Source organism: Taibaiella chishuiensis (assembly GCF_003014535.1).
GTDB classification, from domain to species: domain Bacteria; phylum Bacteroidota; class Bacteroidia; order Chitinophagales; family Chitinophagaceae; genus Taibaiella; species Taibaiella chishuiensis.
Map to the genome: position 1 here is coordinate 16,345 of NZ_PYGD01000012.1, position 14,654 is coordinate 30,998.

Consider the following 14,654-nt stretch of genomic DNA (forward strand, 5'->3'; position numbering starts at 1 on the left):
TTATTACTACTTTTGCAACTCATAAGAAAAAAATACCCGTTTAAATATGTTACAATTACCGAATCAAACAGCCTTTTACAAAGGAAAAGTACGCGACGTGTATACCCTGGGTGAAAAACACCTGGCTATGGTAGTAAGCGACCGTATCTCTGCTTTCGACGTCGTATTGCCCCGTCCTATTCCATACAAAGGACAAGTGTTGAACCAGATCGCCGCCTACTTCCTGGAAGCGACCAAAGACATCGTGCCTAACTGGGTGATCGACGGCACTTCGCTGCCCAATGCAACCATCGGTCTGAAATGCGAGACTTTCCCGGTTGAAATGGTGATCCGCGGTAATCTTACCGGCCATGCATGGCGTACGTACAAAACCGGCGCCCGCGAACTGTGCGGAGTACAACTGCCCGACGGTATGCGTGAAAACGACTACTTCGTGAACCCCATCATCACCCCTACTACCAAGGCGCATGAAGGACACGACGAAGACATTTCCCGCGAGGAAATTATCGCCCAGGGACTGGTTTCCGAAAGCGATTACGTGCAGCTGGAAGCCTATACCAAAGCCCTGTTTGAAAGAGGCCGCCAGATGGCCAACGAACGTGGCCTGATCCTGGTGGACACCAAATATGAATTCGGTAAAATCGGCGATACCATTTACCTGATCGACGAGATCCATACCCCGGATTCTTCCCGTTACTTCTACATGGAAGGTTTCGAAGAGCGCCAGGCCCGCGGCGAGCAGCAAAAGCAGCTCTCCAAAGAGTTTGTACGCGAATGGCTGATGGAGAACGGTTTCCAGGGCAAAGAAGGACAGCAGGTTCCTGAAATGACCGACGAGTTCATCAACAGCGTAACCGACCGTTATGCCGAACTGTATGACCACATTACCGGTAAGAAATTCGAAAAACAGGCAATCTCTGAAGCTGAGCTCCAGGAAAAGATCGCTGCTATCGTAAGCACACTGAACTAAACCGGATCAACAATACCCGCAGGAGCAGCCGGAGCTTAGCGCCCCGGCGCTCCTGCTTATACAATACAATACCATGGCTATTCGCATTTTAATTACCGGCGGCACCTTCGACAAAGAGTATGATATGCTCAACGGTAAACTGGATTTTGAGGAAACACATGTGCCCGAAATGCTCAAGCTGGGCCGCTGCACAGTAGATACGGAGATCAGAACCCTGATGATGGTAGATAGCCTGGAGATGACCGACAATGACCGCGAGCTGATCCTGCATTCCTGCCGGTCGGCGGCCGAAGACCGCATCCTTATTACCCACGGCACCGATACGATGGCGCTTACGGCGGCTTACCTGGCCAAGGAGCAATTGGATAAAACCATCGTGATTACCGGCGCTATGATACCGTATAAGTTTGGCAGCTCCGACGGCTTCTTTAACCTGGGCGCTGCCCTGGCCTTCCTGCAAACCCTGCCGCACGGCGTATATGTAGCTATGAACGGCCGCTACTATAATTGGGATAATGTCCGTAAAAACAAAAAGACCGGCTATTTCGAGGAAATCAACAGCACGGTATAACCCCTTATACGGACATGAAAACACGGATCCGGCTCTTCCTGCTTTGCTGCTTATACCAGGTTGCCTTATATGGCCAGCGCGCTGTATACACCGAAGGCGTCTATAGCAATATCAAGGAGTTGAAGGGCAATGTTCCGTTTGCCACGCCCGACCTGGCCATCATTCACCGCTCGCAGGAGCAGATCGATAAGTTTGGCGGCAACAATTACAACATCTTTATTAAAGGCGATTCCGCCAGCGTCCGTAAGATCGGGAAGAAATACTTCGCGGTCTCCGATGGTAAGACCTTATTCCTGAACTGCCGCAAACTGGGCATCGGGTTCGGGTTTACCGATGTGCTGGCCTCCGGCCGCTACCTGGCGTTTAAGGCCTACCTGCCACAGCATTATGTGGACGATGTAGCCGGTTATGGCGCCCTGTTCGGTTTTATGCCGGTTATGTCCTATCCCGATATGCGCCGGTACGATTACAATACAGTACAGTTCCCTTTTCTCTGGACACTGGATATCCACAGCGGCCGTGCCATGGTACTGACCTATGGTGGCATGCTCAAACTGCTGGAGTCGCATGCCGAGCTTAAGGAAGCTTTTATCAACGAGAAGGAAAAAGGTGCGGAAGAAATGATGCTGCTTTATATACGCAAGCTCAACGCCCTTTAACTGCCTATAGGAAAAGCAATTTCCTGTATTTTTGACTATTATCTGAAGCGAAACGGTATGATGAAAGATATGGACGGCGCCGGTATCATGAATACTTATGAGAAAACCGCCAAAGAGCATCAGAAAGCCTATGGCGATTTCCTGAAGCGGGCCAACCGCACAAAAACACTGGCCAGACTGCCCGGCCTGCACGAAGAGGCATTCGAAAAAATAGATTGCCTGCAATGTGCCAATTGCTGTAAAAATTATTCTCCGCGCTTTAAAATGCCGGACATCAAACGCATTGCCCGGCGCCTGCGTATGAAGGAGCCGGTGTTTATCGATACCTATCTCAAAATGGATGAAGACGGCGACTATGTCGTAACGGGCCATCCCTGCCCCTTCCTGGGCGACGATAACTACTGCAGCATATACGAAGACCGTCCCAGGGACTGCGCCCGCTTCCCCTACACCGACGAGGACGTACTGCTGAAACAACCCCGGCTCACGCAAAAAAATGCGACCGTATGCCCGGCGGTATTCTATGTTATGGAAAAACTTTTGGAAGGACAATAACCGTAAAGGCCCTGTGGACCGCCCTTTGCGTCTTTTTGTCTTTACGAACCCAATTTCCCCGTCATTTTTGTTTTACATTTGTGTCTTTACCAGGCCGGTACGTTACCCCTACCTGTTCCGGCAGGCTTAATTTATATATGAAAAATATTGAAGCGGTATTGCCGCTCTTACAGGAACCGAAAAAGATATTCATTACCACGCATCATAAGCCCGATGGCGATGCCATGGGTTCTACGCTGGGTTTATACCATTACCTGGTGCAAAAAGGTCATCAACCCGTAGTCGTATCGCCCTCCGAGGTGCCCGACTTCCTGGCCTGGATGCCCGGTATCAATACTGTACTGAACTTCGAATCGGAACCCCGGCAATGCCAGAAGGAACTGGACCAGGCCGATCTCATCTTCTGCCTCGACTTTAACCGGCTCGACCGCGTCAAATCGTTTACCGAGCAATTGGGCGCAGCATTGCAGCCGCGTATCCTTATCGACCACCACCTGCATCCCGATGCGGCAGTGTTTGCCTATGGCATGAGCGACCCGGATAAAAGCTCGACCTGCGAAATGATCTACGACTTTATACGGATCGACGGGGGCGCTGAATTGATCAATAACGATATTGCAGCCTGCCTGTATACCGGTGTCATGACCGATACCGGCTCCTTCCGTTTCCCGGCTACTACGGCATCGGTGCACGAAATGCTGGCCGATCTGAAACACCGCGGACTGGAGCATGCCATTATCCACCAGCATATTTACGACAGCTGGAGTGCCGAGCGTATGCGCTTCCTGGGTTATGTGCTTTACGAAAAAATGGAGATATTCCCCGAACAGCATGCCGGCATTATTGCCCTGTCGCTGGCCGATATGCAGCAATTCCGCATTGCCACCGGCGATACCGAAGGCATGGTCAACTACCCCTTGAGTATCGAAGGCATCAATACCGCGGTATTGCTTACCGAAAAGAAAGAAGAGGTACGGATGTCCTTCCGCAGTAAAGGCGACATCGATGTGAGTACATTCGCAGCAGCCAATTTCAACGGCGGGGGGCATTTTAATGCCGCCGGCGGACGATCTACCGAGAGCCTTGCCGATACTTTGCAGCGTTTAAAGAAATTATTGGGCATCCCGGTAAAATAAATCCATGATATTTGGAATAATTTTTGAATCTTTAACCCCGGAATTTTAATAAAAATCATAGAAACACAATGAAACACACTTCACTACTGCTTGCGGGGTGCGCTATCTTCCTGTCTGTAGGTTGTAATGCACAGGCTAAGAAAAAGCCGGTCGCATTTACCAAAAATGCCAACGGGCTGGAATACAAATTTATTACAAAAGGTACCGGTACCGTGCTCGCTACAGAAGGCACCTTCGGCGAAATGAATGTGAAATTCAAGATCGGCGACAGTACCCTGATCAATACCCTCGAAATGAACCAGGGTAAACCCGTTTCCCAACTGATCCAGAAGCCAACCATGAAAGGCGACCTGATGGAAGGCCTGATGCTGATGAAGGCCGGCGACAGCGCCATTTTCCGTATCCCTATGGATACCCTGGCGGCCAGGGCCAACCAGCCTAAGCCGGAGTGGGCCAAGAAAGGCGACTATGCTACCTGGGAAGTGAAAATGGTAAGTGTAAAAACCAAAGAGCAGCTGGAAAAAGAAAATGCTGAAAAAGAAAAAACACAGGCTGCAACAGATGATAAACTGATCCAGGAACACCTGAAAGCCAAAGGCATTACCAATGCCAGGAAAACAGCTTCCGGCCTGTATTATGTAGTACACTCCGAAGGCGCCGGCGAAAGTCCTAAAGAAGGCCAGAGCGTAACCGTAAACTATACCGGCCAGAGCCTGTCCGGCGAAAAGTTCGATTCCAATGTAGATCCGGCTTTCAACCACGTAGAGCCCTTTAAATTCCCCCTGGGCAAACACCAGGTAATCCGCGGCTGGGACGAAGGCGTAGCCGTAATGAAAAAAGGTACCAAAGCCACTTTCTTCCTGCCTTCTACTATGGGTTATGGCGAGCGTGGTGCCGGCCCTAAAATTCCACCAAACGCGATCCTGGTGTTCGATATCGAACTGGTAGATTTCCAATAAACTATTCAGAAGGAAAAAAATAAATGCTTCGGCATTAAACTTTGAGTACTGTATTTTGTTAAAAGCTTACCCGGATTTTATGATCCCGGTAGGCTTTTTTTATATTTCCATTAAATTTTGGGGGTATTTACCCGGGTTTCCTGTTTAGGTTTATATATTTGGTATATTTACATTTTGATTTCTTTTACAAATTCGCACGATAGCTTCTATCGTTGTTTATAATTTTGCCGACATTCTAATTTATCCTGTTTATGAAAAAGATCAAGTTACAATCCAAACTGCACCTGGCTAAATCAACGGTTGCCACCTTATCGGCAACGGACCAGCGCCAGGTTCAAGGCGGGGGATCGGGCCTTACGCCTTGCCTCGAAAACACAGATACCGGCTGGCCGATGTCTGAAATGAACTGCTACTCCTATTTTTACAAATGCGGTTGGAGAACCTGGATCAACTGTGGCAACGATGTATTCCAACCTGCCGGCATGGTTGCTCAACCCGGGGGCGATTCGCCTGCACAATAAGCCCGGAACGGTACCGGTTAGCTGCCTGCGCGTAAAGAACGGGTAGTAGCCCTGGCTTGCGGATTATTTTTTATTCGTATTATTGTATCATAACCGATAACGAGACTGCCGGTTCCCCCGAACAGGCAGTCTTTTGTGTTTTTTTAATTACCTGGTGTGATTGTTCCTGAAGATAAACTGATCGTACTGTTCGACGGGGTTTGCAACCTTTGCAACCGGTCGGTACAGTTTATCATACGCCACGACCCTAAGGGCGCCTTTCTTTTTGCGCCCCTGCAATCCGATACAGGCAAGGCTTTGCTGGCACAATTACCGGTAGCGCTGCCCGGCACGCCCGACAGTATTATCCTGGTCGCTAAAGACCGCGTATGGCGCTTTTCCGATGCGGTGCTACAGATTGCCCGCCGGCTGGACGGGGCCTGGCCGCTGGCCTATGCCGCTGTAGTGGTGCCCCGTTTTATCCGCAATCCCATCTACCGGTTTATTGCCCGCAACCGTTACCGCTGGTTTGGCCGGCAGGATCATTGTATGTTGCCTACCGCCGCGCTCAAAGCCCGATTCCTGGAATAATAAAAAATGGCCAGCCTGAACGGCCGGCCATCTGCAATGTTATAAAACAGGCTAATCTTTGAAGGCATTCGCCACCAGCGGCGCCAGCAGCTCCGCCCAAACTTTATAGGCCTTACCGGAATAATGCAATTTGTCTTCTACAAGGAAGGACAGATCCGTACCCTGTTGCCGGGATACCGGTGTAATATCGATATACGGACAATGATGCGCCGCGGCAATTTCCCGGTTCACGTCATTGTACCGGTCTATCTGCGTAGCGATCTCCCTGCGGTCTTTGCCTTCTGCAAAGGGCGTTACGCCCCAGTCGGGGATCGATAGTACAAATACTTTGGCGGGATGCCCGTTGGCAAAGCGGATGGCTTTGTCCAGCAGTGCGGTAAACTCTTCGCGGTAATTGGCCGTATCGCGGTTGCGGTACTGGTTATTAACCCCGATCAGCAGGGTCACGAAATCATAAGTGTCCTGTAGTTGTTCCGCCTTGATGCCGGCCTCCAGTTCGTCGGTGGTCCAGCCGGTAACTGCTATTATTTTCGGGTCGCTTACCGGGGTATGGTATTGTTCCCGCAATAGCTTCGCGGCCTGGTGCGGGAAGTTGTCTTCTGCGGGCACCTGTTCTCCGATCGTATAGGAATCGCCAAGGGCAAGATAGGTCAGCATGTTGTCGTGTTTGCTTTAAAGGGTACTGTATAAGATCAACGCACAAATACGGTTTTGATATTGACAAATTCCCTGAGGCCGTAGCTGCTCAGTTCCCTGCCATAACCGCTTTGTTTGATACCGCCGAATGGAAGGCGGGCATCGCTTCTCACAAAATCGTTGACAAATATACTGCCTGCCTGCAATTGTTCTTCCGCAATTTTTTCGGCACGTTTGGTATCTCTTGAAAAGATAGCGCCACCCAACCCGTAAATGGAATCATTGGCGATACGGATCGCATCTGCTTCATCTTTTGCTTCGATAATGGCGGCAACCGGTCCGAAGAGTTCTTCGTCGTAGGCCGGCATGCCTTTTTTAACACCGCTCAATACGGTTGGCGGGTAGAAGGCGCCATCGCCTTCGGGTATAAAGCCGCCGCATAAGAGTTTGGCGCCTTTCTCCACGCTTTCCAGCACTTGTTTGTGCAGGGTATCGCGCAGGTCGTGCCGGGCCAGCGGGCCCAGTTGTGTGGTCATATGCATCGGGTCGCCAAAACTGCGTTGCTGCATCTGTTCTACCATCTGGCTGGTAAAGGTAGAGATCACTTTCTGGTCTACCACGAATCGCTTGGCCGATATGCAGCTCTGTCCTGTATTGTTGAGGCGGGAGGTAACACATACTTCCACAGCGCGTTTCAGATCGGCGTCGGCCAGCACCACATAGGCGTCGCTGCCCCCCAGTTCGAGCACCTGCTTCTTCAGGTGGCTGCCGGCTGTGGCTGCTACCTTGCTGCCTGCGCTGCTGCTGCCGGTAAAGGTTACAGCTTGTACATAACGGTGTGCGATTACCGGTTCTATAGCCGAAGAGGGCAGTACCAGGGTCTGGAAGATATGTTCGGGCAGGCCTGCTTCCTCCAGTACTTTTTCAATAATCAGGGCGCAACCGGTAACATTGGATGCATGTTTCAGCAGCATGGTATTGCCCGCCATCAATATGGGCCCCATAGCGCGGAACACCTGCCAGTACGGGAAGTTCCAGGGCATAATAGCCAGCACGGTACCCAGGGGCTGAAAGGTTACGAAACTTTTTTCTGCTTCGGTCGCTACGGCTTCCGGTTCCAGGAACCGGGGCCCGTTCTCCGCATAAAAGGCGAGGGTAGTGGCGCTCTTTTCTATTTCGGTAATGCTCTGGATATAAGGCTTACCCATTTCAAGGGTAGCGGTCTCGGCCATGTTCTTCTTATTCTTCTGCAGGTAGTCTGCCAGGGCTTTCAGGTAAGCTGCCCGTTGCCGTATCGAAACCTTGCTCCATTTCTCAAATGCCTTATGCGCCTGTTCCAGCTTATATTTTACAATAGTGGGTGTGTCTGTTTTAAAACTGGCAATTTCCTTACCTGTAAAGGGATTGACGGAAATCAATGTATCGCTCATAATTACCTCTTTTTTGATAAAGGTATAAACGTGCGGGGGAATAAAAGGTTGTATTTGTTTCTATTTAACCATAGGTTAAAGTTAATGTCAGCTGCAGGTCATATTTTAAAGGCGGCTGCAGGATTTTCCCGATTTTGAAAGCCTGCCCGCTGCGGGATCGATACATTTGTTTTTTCCTGTATCAATAAAAAAGGAATAAGCTTGGAACATATGTGCGAAACGCAAACATTGGCCTACACCGGCGAGGGGTATATTATCCGGTGCCCGCAATGCCTCCGTATACAACTGGCTTTCGGTACCGTAGCCGTGGTTACCAAAGAAAAACAATTGAAGAAAATAAAGGAACGTGCCGACCTGGAGCTGCTGTGCCGGAGCGCAGGCACCTTCGAGCCCGATCTGAAGTCGGTAACGCTGCCCATTACGCAGACCACCATGCTGTGCCTCACCATGCGGGAGCTGGAAGCCTTTAACGACCTGCTTGCCCAGGCCTTTGCCCTGCTCGAGGTGTACGCCTTACTCGATGCTGTTAACGGATAAGTACGAATACTTTTTTGAAAGGGGGGAACTTCTTACATTTGGTTTATGAGAATCCAAAGGGCTACCCCTGTCAATGAACTGCTGGCGAAGGTGCTGTTTTTACTGTTGCCTACTCTGCTGGTCTGTTATTTCCTGATCTGGAATGCCAACCAGTATTACGCCATATTAAGAAGCCAGGCGGTCCAGCAAACGGTATATGTGGCCGCAGGTATGCTTGGTGCAGCCCTGTTCTATTCTTTCCGTTTCCGCTTCCTGCCTTCGTTCCTGCTCCTTGCCGGCATACTATATGCCGTGTACCGGGGCATCGATGCCTCGGCAGTAGGCGAGTTCGACACTTTTTTCCTGTCGATACAGTTCAAGGTTTTTTCCATCACTTTTATTGCCGGCTGGCTGTCCGGTTGGGGCTTCGTAAGGCTCCGGTTCTTCTCCGTATTTATTGCGGCGCTGTTCCTTACCTGCTGTATCTGGCTGGTATCGAAACAAAGCCAGGTATTCTTCGCCGAAAACGGGCAGGATGCGCTGCTCAACTTTGCAGCCGTGTTTGGTCCTATCGTGCTGTACGCGGTTTATATCATTTTTACTGCGGAGCTTATCCGTAACTACAAGGATAAGAGCCAGAAGTTCTGGTGGTTCCTCACCCGCAGGCTGTTGCTCTTTGCAGGTCTGGCCGTAGTCCTGCTGGGCGGCGTTATTTATTTTATGCGCAGCCAGATCAAAGAGACGATTGCCGAGTTTGGCGGTGGTGGCCAGGAAGGCAAGATCAGCATGCTGAAGAAGAACAAGGATAATACCTTCGACCTGCAGCAGTATACCCGCTTGCGGGGCAACCTGGGGCGCAGCAACGAATTGCTGTTTGCCGCGCATATCGAAAACTTCTTTCCCGATTCGGATGTGCCCAACCCCCTGTACCTTACGGCATTTTATTATTCCAAATTCGATACCCTTACCGAAACTTTTGAACGCGATTCCCTGATCCCGGCCAACGACCTGTTTGAACCCGATCCCGGTAAGGTACCCCTGTTCTCTCCCCGTTACGACTCCTCGGTGCTGGCTTATGCTTTAAAGGAGCGGCTGCGCAAAACGGTAGAGATCGAAGTGTATAAAAAACAACTGTCGCCCGCAACCTATATCGCGCCCAGTACCGCATTCTTCGTACAGCCGATCACGATCGAGCGTGACTTCCAGCAGGAGTTCAAATCGGCTTACCGGGCTAAAAGTTATGTATCCGAACTGAACAGCGCCTACTTCGTGTATAATGCCGACGATCCGCAGATCCGCCTGTTCCAGGAACAGCGCTTCGAGGTTCTGCGTAAAGTAACCGGTTACGATGGCGTATCGCCGCAGCTGATGAAGTATTATACGTTCATGCCTGCCGATGCCAAGTTCAATCGCATACGCAGTCTTGCGGCAGAGGTTACGAAAGGCAAGACCACACCGGTGGATAAGATTATTGCTATCCGGGATTACTTCCTGTCTAAAGATGAAAACGGCGAACCTTTGTTCTCCTATACCGATAACCCCGGTGTGCCGGATATACCCGATGCTTCCAAGCTGCAATACTTCCTGTTCGAAAACCGTAAAGGCTATTGTGCTTACTATGCCGGCGCTACCTTATTCATGTTGCGTTCGCTGGGTATACCTTCACGTATTACGGTAGGGTTTATGACCGTGGAGCGTAGTAATAAAAATAAAGGCTGGTACTGGTATTATGCCGACCAGGCGCATGCCTGGGTACAGGTTTACTTCCCGGGTTACGGCTGGCTCGACTTCGATACCACAGTGGGCAACGACGATGCGCGCGAAAGTCCCAAACCGGATGGTACACCGCCTATGCAGCCGCCCAAGGCCTTCCTGGCAGGCGATGGCCTGGTATCCAGTGTAGATACGGTTAAAAAAATAGTAGGCTTGCGTATGTCGCGCATGGTGTACCACGACAAGGAATACAAACTGCCCGAAACTAAGGAGCTGAAACTGGATGTGAGCGTTGCCGCTATCCGTAAAGACAGTATGGATATACCGCTAAGCCAGCTGCACGTGGGCGATAGCGCTACCGCAGTGTCTTATGCCGAGGTATTTAAAAACCTGAAACCCTCCGCCGGGGAACAGGCAATGAGCCTGGTGGACCGCTTCCCCGATCCCGCGCCCATAGACGAGGTGTATGTAAAAGCGGTGTATAAAGATAAAAAAGAACAGGATGCCCTGCAGCAGGAAGAAAACAAGGGCACCAACTGGAAAGCCGTTTTATGGACCGCTGCGATCAGTATCGCGGTAATCCTGTTGTTGCTGCTGTTATTGCCACGCCTGATCTATACCTATTACCGGCTGCGGTATGCGGCAGCTAAGGCTACCGGCGCCAGGGCTTACTGGGCCTATCGTACGGCGGGCTTCTACCTGCACCAGCTGGGTTATGTAAAGGGCAGCCAGACGGCTTTGCAACATGCGCAGCAGGTAGACCAGGCGCTGCACACCCGTTTTACCGCCTTTATGATCCCTTATCTTAAACTGAAGTATGCCGGTCAGGCACTCGATGCTTCAGAAGAGCAGGCTTTGTTACAAGCGCTGTCGCCGTTGTTGCGGCAGGTAAGGCAACAGGTGCCTTTCGGTAAGCGCTTCGCCCGCTTCTTCCAGGTATTCCGGGCTATCGCCTTCTTCGGCGTAGGCGAGGACGAGGCCTGATCAAAGTATAAATAAAAAGAAACGGCAGGGAGCGATCCCTGCCGTTCTGTTGACTGCTTAATGGTTTGTAGATTTTTTTGCTACAGCGTATAAGATTTGCCATCCCGGCCCGGGTGTGTATCCGGGCTGCCGGCGCAGGTTTCAGCCTGTGTAATTGTCGGTACCGTTGCCGTATCGCGGATATAACCGCAGTAGGCATTGCGTTTGGAATAGTATAGCGGTTCCTACCCACCCTGCACTCCGGCCCTATGAGGATCATTAAGCCATGCAATGGTTGTCCTGTATAACTTCAGGGACTGCTGCTTTTTCTTCATGCTTTGATCCTGGGGCCTGGCCGGGAAGGCCTGCGCTTTTAGTGTTGCTGGATGCTACCACCGGGATTGATCACACTGGTGCCGCTGGTATCGGTAGGGCAGCCTGCGTACGACACAGTTGTGGTAGTTAAGATAGTGCGGGTTGTCGTAACAGGGATTACCCTGCATACAATGGGGTTGGTTTGAACATTGATGCAATTGGGCAATGTAGCACCGCCCTGGATGTCCATCATGGCATTGTCGTTCAGTTGCGCAATGGTTTTGCGGGTGAGTTGCAGTTTGGCATTCAGATTTTTCTTTTTCATGATCATTGAATTTATAGTTAAAAAATAAAGGGAAGGGTTTTTGTAACCGGGATCGGGCAGGTCAGGCCGGGTTTCCGGGTACGGTTATTTTATTTTCATGTTGCAAAGCTAGGGCGGTATACAGATGCCGCCAATACGTTTTAATACTGATTTTTGATAATCATAGGGTTGAAAACACATGGAAAAAGGATAGCATTTATCTATAAAAAATTAGAACGCAATTGTTTAAATTTAGGGATCGCGTAAACGGATTGTTATCTTTGCAGGATGTTACACAGACAGGAAAAAACAGACAGTTACATGCACAAAGGGCTGCGCCGCAAGCTCATGGACGAACTACGCGAAAAAGGAATTACCGATGAAAGGGTACTTGATGCCATGATAAAAATTCCGAGACACTTTTTTTTAGATCCCGCTTTTGAACGGATAGCCTACGAAGACCGGGCTTTCCCGATCGTAGCCGGTCAAACCATTTCCCAGCCTTATACCGTAGCCTACCAGACACAGTTCCTGGAGCTGCGTAAGTTTGATAAGGTACTGGAGATCGGTACCGGAAGCGCTTACCAGGCCTGTGTTCTGGCCGAAATGGGCGCCATGGTATATACGATCGAGCGGCAGCGCCAGCTGTTTGAACACAACAACAACTTTTTTTACCTGAAGAATTACCCCAGCCTGAAACGCTTCTATGGCGATGGTTTCGAAGGCTTACCTTCCTTTGCTCCTTTCGATAAAGTAATAATAACAGCAGCGGCGCCCTTCGTACCGCCCAAGCTGGTAGCGCAAATGAAAACCGGCGCTATCATGATCATACCGGTAGATAATGAAGACGGCAGTATGCAGCAGATGCGCCGTATCGTAAAGACAGCCGATGGTTATACCGAGGAAATGCTGGATAACTTCAGCTTTGTACCGATGCTTGGCGGTAAAGAAAACCGGTAGCGCCTATCCGTACGGGGTTATTGCAGCCCGGGGCCGTCCAGCCCCGGGCGCTCTTTTTGGCGGTAATGGTATATATTGCAGTTTATTCGGTTTTACATGATGCAATTGGAGCTCGATCATATCATACCGGAGCCGCTTAAAGGCCGTGTAGGCCAGCAGGACTCCGAAGTCTGGAATTGCCGGCAGACCATAACGCCGGGCGAAACGGTTTTTTTACGGGCGCCTTCAGGAAAAGGCAAGTCCACGTTTATGCATATTCTTTACGGCCTGCGCGGCGACTATGAAGGCAAGGCCTTCTGGGATGGCAAGGAGATCGGTAAACTGGGCGACAGCCAATGGGCAGCCCTGCGCAGCCGCGAGCTGAGTATCGTATTCCAGGATCTGCGCCTGTTTGGCGATCTGAGTGTAGCCGAGAACCTCGAGATCAAACAATCGCTTACCCATACCGTTACTATGGACCAGGCCCGGGCCTGGCTGCAACTGCTGGGCCTCGAAGGCAAATGGGAGCAAAAGGCGGAAACCCTTTCCTACGGCGAGCGGCAACGCGTGGCTATTGTACGTTGCCTGTTGCAGCCCTTTCAGTGGCTGCTGCTCGACGAACCCTTCAGCCACCTGGATGATGAAAATGCTGGCAGGGCTGCAAAGCTTATCTGGCAACAGGTACAGGTCAACAAAGCCGGTATGCTGGTAGTCGATCTCGAACATAACGATTGGTTTCCTTATACGCGGAAGATGTTATTATGATATTTGCCGTGTTCCGGAAGCGGGATATAAGTCACCTTCGGGTGACTTTTGTTTTTGAGGGGGATACTAAAAAATACCCCTGGCCGTTGGCATTTATCCGGCATAATAAAAAAAACAGGGCCACGTTTTGATATAAATCCTTATGATATGAAACACTTGTCAGCCTTACTGCTTACCGGGTTGGCCCTTTCCCCGGCTTATGCGCAAAATGGTTTTTATACCAGCGGTTCTGTCGGCGCGGGGCTTAGCAATTTCGGCAACCCGGTCTATATTGCTTCTACCGCTTACGAAATGACCCCGGATAGAAGCCCGGTGCTCTCCGGTAATTTCCAGTTAGGGTTGGGATACCAATACAAGCATTGGCGTTTCCAAACCGGTCTGCAGTACATCAGGAGCGGGTTCCGGGTGCATGGGGTAAATTTTGGTTCCGACTCTTACTTCGGTCCGTCAACGATACGGGGAGAGGGATCGTATAAGCTTACCTTTAATCAACTGGCTATTCCCTTACAGGCCGGTTATGCAATACCCTTAAGTAAAAGACTCACACTGGTGCCTTATGCCGGCCTGCTGCTTGCCTATACTGTTTCCGGTAATGCGGAACACCAGGTGGGGAAAGAGGTCCAGAGTACGGGTATTTCCGACGCGGGGTTAAAGGACTATGGCCGGTTTTCGCTTTGGGGTACAGCCGGTATGCAACTGGAATATAAACTGAACAACAGGTTGTCGCTTTATGGCGGTCCCGCGGTCAACTACCGGCTGCGTACTACCGGCTATGGCAATGAGCCGGGCACTTATAACCTGAACTTTAACCTCGGCCTGAAAATCGAACTGGGTAAGGGCGGTAAGTAATACAGGATAAAGGTCAGGGGATGTGCAGAGAACGGCCCGGCTTTGGTTGCTCCCCGCAGCGTCCCTTTGCAGGAGACGCTGCGGGGACAACGATCCCGGTCTGAAAATCGAACTGGGTAAGGGCGGTAAGTAACGGGAGTTAGAGGTCCGGAGGATGTGTAGAGAACGGCCGGGCTTTGCCTGTTCCTCTAAAGCGTTCCTTTGCAGGAAGTAAAGAAAATACCGGTCAAACAGCATTATAATTCCCCGGGGCATTTCCCCCGGTAGCTGTTATACAAAAGCG

Annotated in this window: 16 protein-coding genes; 13 read left to right on the forward strand and 3 right to left on the reverse strand. The window is 50.6% G+C overall.

Annotated elements, in window-relative coordinates:
* Window positions 1-46: 46 nt before the first annotated feature.
* The 8 genes from B0I18_RS21750 to B0I18_RS21785 all read left to right on the forward strand — a co-directional run bounded on the left by B0I18_RS21750 (window position 47) and on the right by B0I18_RS21785 (window position 5,941).
* Window positions 47-970: a phosphoribosylaminoimidazolesuccinocarboxamide synthase gene (locus B0I18_RS21750; protein ID WP_106524872.1), complete on the forward strand. Its 924-nt coding sequence runs from the start codon at window positions 47-49 to the stop codon at window positions 968-970.
* Between the two features lie 73 nt (window positions 971-1,043).
* Window positions 1,044-1,541 carry an asparaginase domain-containing protein gene (locus B0I18_RS21755; protein ID WP_106524873.1) on the forward strand — a complete coding sequence of 166 codons (498 nt, stop codon included), beginning with the start codon at window positions 1,044-1,046 and terminating at the stop codon, window positions 1,539-1,541.
* Window positions 1,542-1,555: 14 nt separating this feature from the next.
* Complete coding sequence (locus B0I18_RS21760; RefSeq protein WP_106524874.1) at window positions 1,556-2,200, forward strand: DUF6563 family protein; 645 nt, start codon at window positions 1,556-1,558, stop codon at window positions 2,198-2,200.
* Between the two features lie 57 nt (window positions 2,201-2,257).
* A complete protein-coding gene (locus B0I18_RS21765; RefSeq protein WP_245882132.1) occupies window positions 2,258-2,755 on the forward strand; it encodes a YkgJ family cysteine cluster protein in 498 nt (165 codons plus the stop codon).
* Window positions 2,756-2,892: 137 nt separating this feature from the next.
* A complete protein-coding gene (locus B0I18_RS21770; RefSeq protein ID WP_106524875.1) occupies window positions 2,893-3,891 on the forward strand; it encodes a DHH family phosphoesterase in 999 nt (332 codons plus the stop codon).
* A 68-nt stretch (window positions 3,892-3,959) separates the two neighbouring features.
* Window positions 3,960-4,850 (forward strand): FKBP-type peptidyl-prolyl cis-trans isomerase, encoded by an 891-nt coding sequence (locus B0I18_RS21775; protein WP_106524876.1) that lies wholly within the window; start codon window positions 3,960-3,962, stop codon window positions 4,848-4,850.
* 251 nt (window positions 4,851-5,101) lie between these two features.
* On the forward strand, window positions 5,102-5,371 hold the full coding sequence (locus B0I18_RS21780) for a class I lanthipeptide (RefSeq protein ID WP_106524877.1): 270 nt from the start codon (window positions 5,102-5,104) through the stop codon (window positions 5,369-5,371).
* Between the two features lie 156 nt (window positions 5,372-5,527).
* Window positions 5,528-5,941 carry a thiol-disulfide oxidoreductase DCC family protein gene (locus B0I18_RS21785; RefSeq protein WP_245882133.1) on the forward strand — a complete coding sequence of 138 codons (414 nt, stop codon included), beginning with the start codon at window positions 5,528-5,530 and terminating at the stop codon, window positions 5,939-5,941.
* 51 nt (window positions 5,942-5,992) lie between these two features.
* On the opposite strand, the gene B0I18_RS21790 is transcribed toward B0I18_RS21785, so the two are convergent.
* Window positions 5,993-6,598, reverse strand: a complete 606-nt coding sequence (locus tag B0I18_RS21790) for an SGNH/GDSL hydrolase family protein (RefSeq protein WP_106524878.1) — start codon at window positions 6,596-6,598, stop codon at window positions 5,993-5,995.
* 35 nt (window positions 6,599-6,633) lie between these two features.
* Window positions 6,634-8,007: an NAD-dependent succinate-semialdehyde dehydrogenase gene (locus tag B0I18_RS21795; protein WP_106524879.1), complete on the reverse strand. Its 1,374-nt coding sequence runs from the start codon at window positions 8,005-8,007 to the stop codon at window positions 6,634-6,636.
* A gap of 201 nt (window positions 8,008-8,208) precedes the next feature.
* On the opposite strand from B0I18_RS21795, the gene B0I18_RS21800 reads away from it, so the two are divergent.
* Complete coding sequence (locus B0I18_RS21800; protein ID WP_146146838.1) at window positions 8,209-8,544, forward strand: hypothetical protein; 336 nt, start codon at window positions 8,209-8,211, stop codon at window positions 8,542-8,544.
* Between the two features lie 45 nt (window positions 8,545-8,589).
* A complete protein-coding gene (locus B0I18_RS21805) occupies window positions 8,590-11,220 on the forward strand; it encodes a transglutaminase-like domain-containing protein (protein ID WP_106524881.1) in 2,631 nt (876 codons plus the stop codon).
* A 352-nt stretch (window positions 11,221-11,572) separates the two neighbouring features.
* On the opposite strand, the gene B0I18_RS21810 is transcribed toward B0I18_RS21805, so the two are convergent.
* On the reverse strand, window positions 11,573-11,839 hold the full coding sequence (locus B0I18_RS21810) for a class I lanthipeptide (RefSeq protein WP_106524882.1): 267 nt from the start codon (window positions 11,837-11,839) through the stop codon (window positions 11,573-11,575).
* 300 nt (window positions 11,840-12,139) lie between these two features.
* On the opposite strand from B0I18_RS21810, the gene B0I18_RS21815 reads away from it, so the two are divergent.
* The 3 genes from B0I18_RS21815 to B0I18_RS21825 all read left to right on the forward strand — a co-directional run bounded on the left by B0I18_RS21815 (window position 12,140) and on the right by B0I18_RS21825 (window position 14,371).
* Entirely contained in the window at window positions 12,140-12,778 is a 639-nt protein-coding gene (locus B0I18_RS21815; protein WP_245882134.1) for a protein-L-isoaspartate(D-aspartate) O-methyltransferase, read from the forward strand.
* Window positions 12,779-12,874: 96 nt separating this feature from the next.
* Window positions 12,875-13,522, forward strand: coding sequence for an ATP-binding cassette domain-containing protein (locus B0I18_RS21820; protein ID WP_106524884.1), 648 nt, complete (start codon window positions 12,875-12,877; stop codon window positions 13,520-13,522).
* 147 nt (window positions 13,523-13,669) lie between these two features.
* Window positions 13,670-14,371: an outer membrane beta-barrel protein gene (locus tag B0I18_RS21825; protein ID WP_106524885.1), complete on the forward strand. Its 702-nt coding sequence runs from the start codon at window positions 13,670-13,672 to the stop codon at window positions 14,369-14,371.
* Window positions 14,372-14,654 lie beyond the last annotated feature (283 nt).

Excerpts from the sequence above, each read along its gene's own strand:
- B0I18_RS21750 (WP_106524872.1), top strand. The coding sequence starts at position 47 with ATGTTACAATTACCGAATCAAACAGCCTTTTACAAAGGAAAAGTACGC.
- B0I18_RS21755 (WP_106524873.1), top strand. The coding sequence starts at position 1,044 with ATGGCTATTCGCATTTTAATTACCGGCGGCACCTTCGACAAAGAGTAT.
- B0I18_RS21760 (WP_106524874.1), top strand. The coding sequence starts at position 1,556 with ATGAAAACACGGATCCGGCTCTTCCTGCTTTGCTGCTTATACCAGGTT.
- B0I18_RS21765 (WP_245882132.1), top strand. The coding sequence starts at position 2,258 with ATGATGAAAGATATGGACGGCGCCGGTATCATGAATACTTATGAGAAA.
- B0I18_RS21770 (WP_106524875.1), top strand. The coding sequence starts at position 2,893 with ATGAAAAATATTGAAGCGGTATTGCCGCTCTTACAGGAACCGAAAAAG.
- B0I18_RS21775 (WP_106524876.1), top strand. The coding sequence starts at position 3,960 with ATGAAACACACTTCACTACTGCTTGCGGGGTGCGCTATCTTCCTGTCT.
- B0I18_RS21780 (WP_106524877.1), top strand. The coding sequence starts at position 5,102 with ATGAAAAAGATCAAGTTACAATCCAAACTGCACCTGGCTAAATCAACG.
- B0I18_RS21790 (WP_106524878.1), bottom strand. The coding sequence starts at position 6,598 with ATGCTGACCTATCTTGCCCTTGGCGATTCCTATACGATCGGAGAACAG.
- B0I18_RS21795 (WP_106524879.1), bottom strand. The coding sequence starts at position 8,007 with ATGAGCGATACATTGATTTCCGTCAATCCCTTTACAGGTAAGGAAATT.
- B0I18_RS21805 (WP_106524881.1), top strand. The coding sequence starts at position 8,590 with ATGAGAATCCAAAGGGCTACCCCTGTCAATGAACTGCTGGCGAAGGTG.
- B0I18_RS21810 (WP_106524882.1), bottom strand. The coding sequence starts at position 11,839 with ATGAAAAAGAAAAATCTGAATGCCAAACTGCAACTCACCCGCAAAACC.
- B0I18_RS21815 (WP_245882134.1), top strand. The coding sequence starts at position 12,140 with ATGCACAAAGGGCTGCGCCGCAAGCTCATGGACGAACTACGCGAAAAA.
- B0I18_RS21820 (WP_106524884.1), top strand. The coding sequence starts at position 12,875 with ATGATGCAATTGGAGCTCGATCATATCATACCGGAGCCGCTTAAAGGC.
- B0I18_RS21825 (WP_106524885.1), top strand. The coding sequence starts at position 13,670 with ATGAAACACTTGTCAGCCTTACTGCTTACCGGGTTGGCCCTTTCCCCG.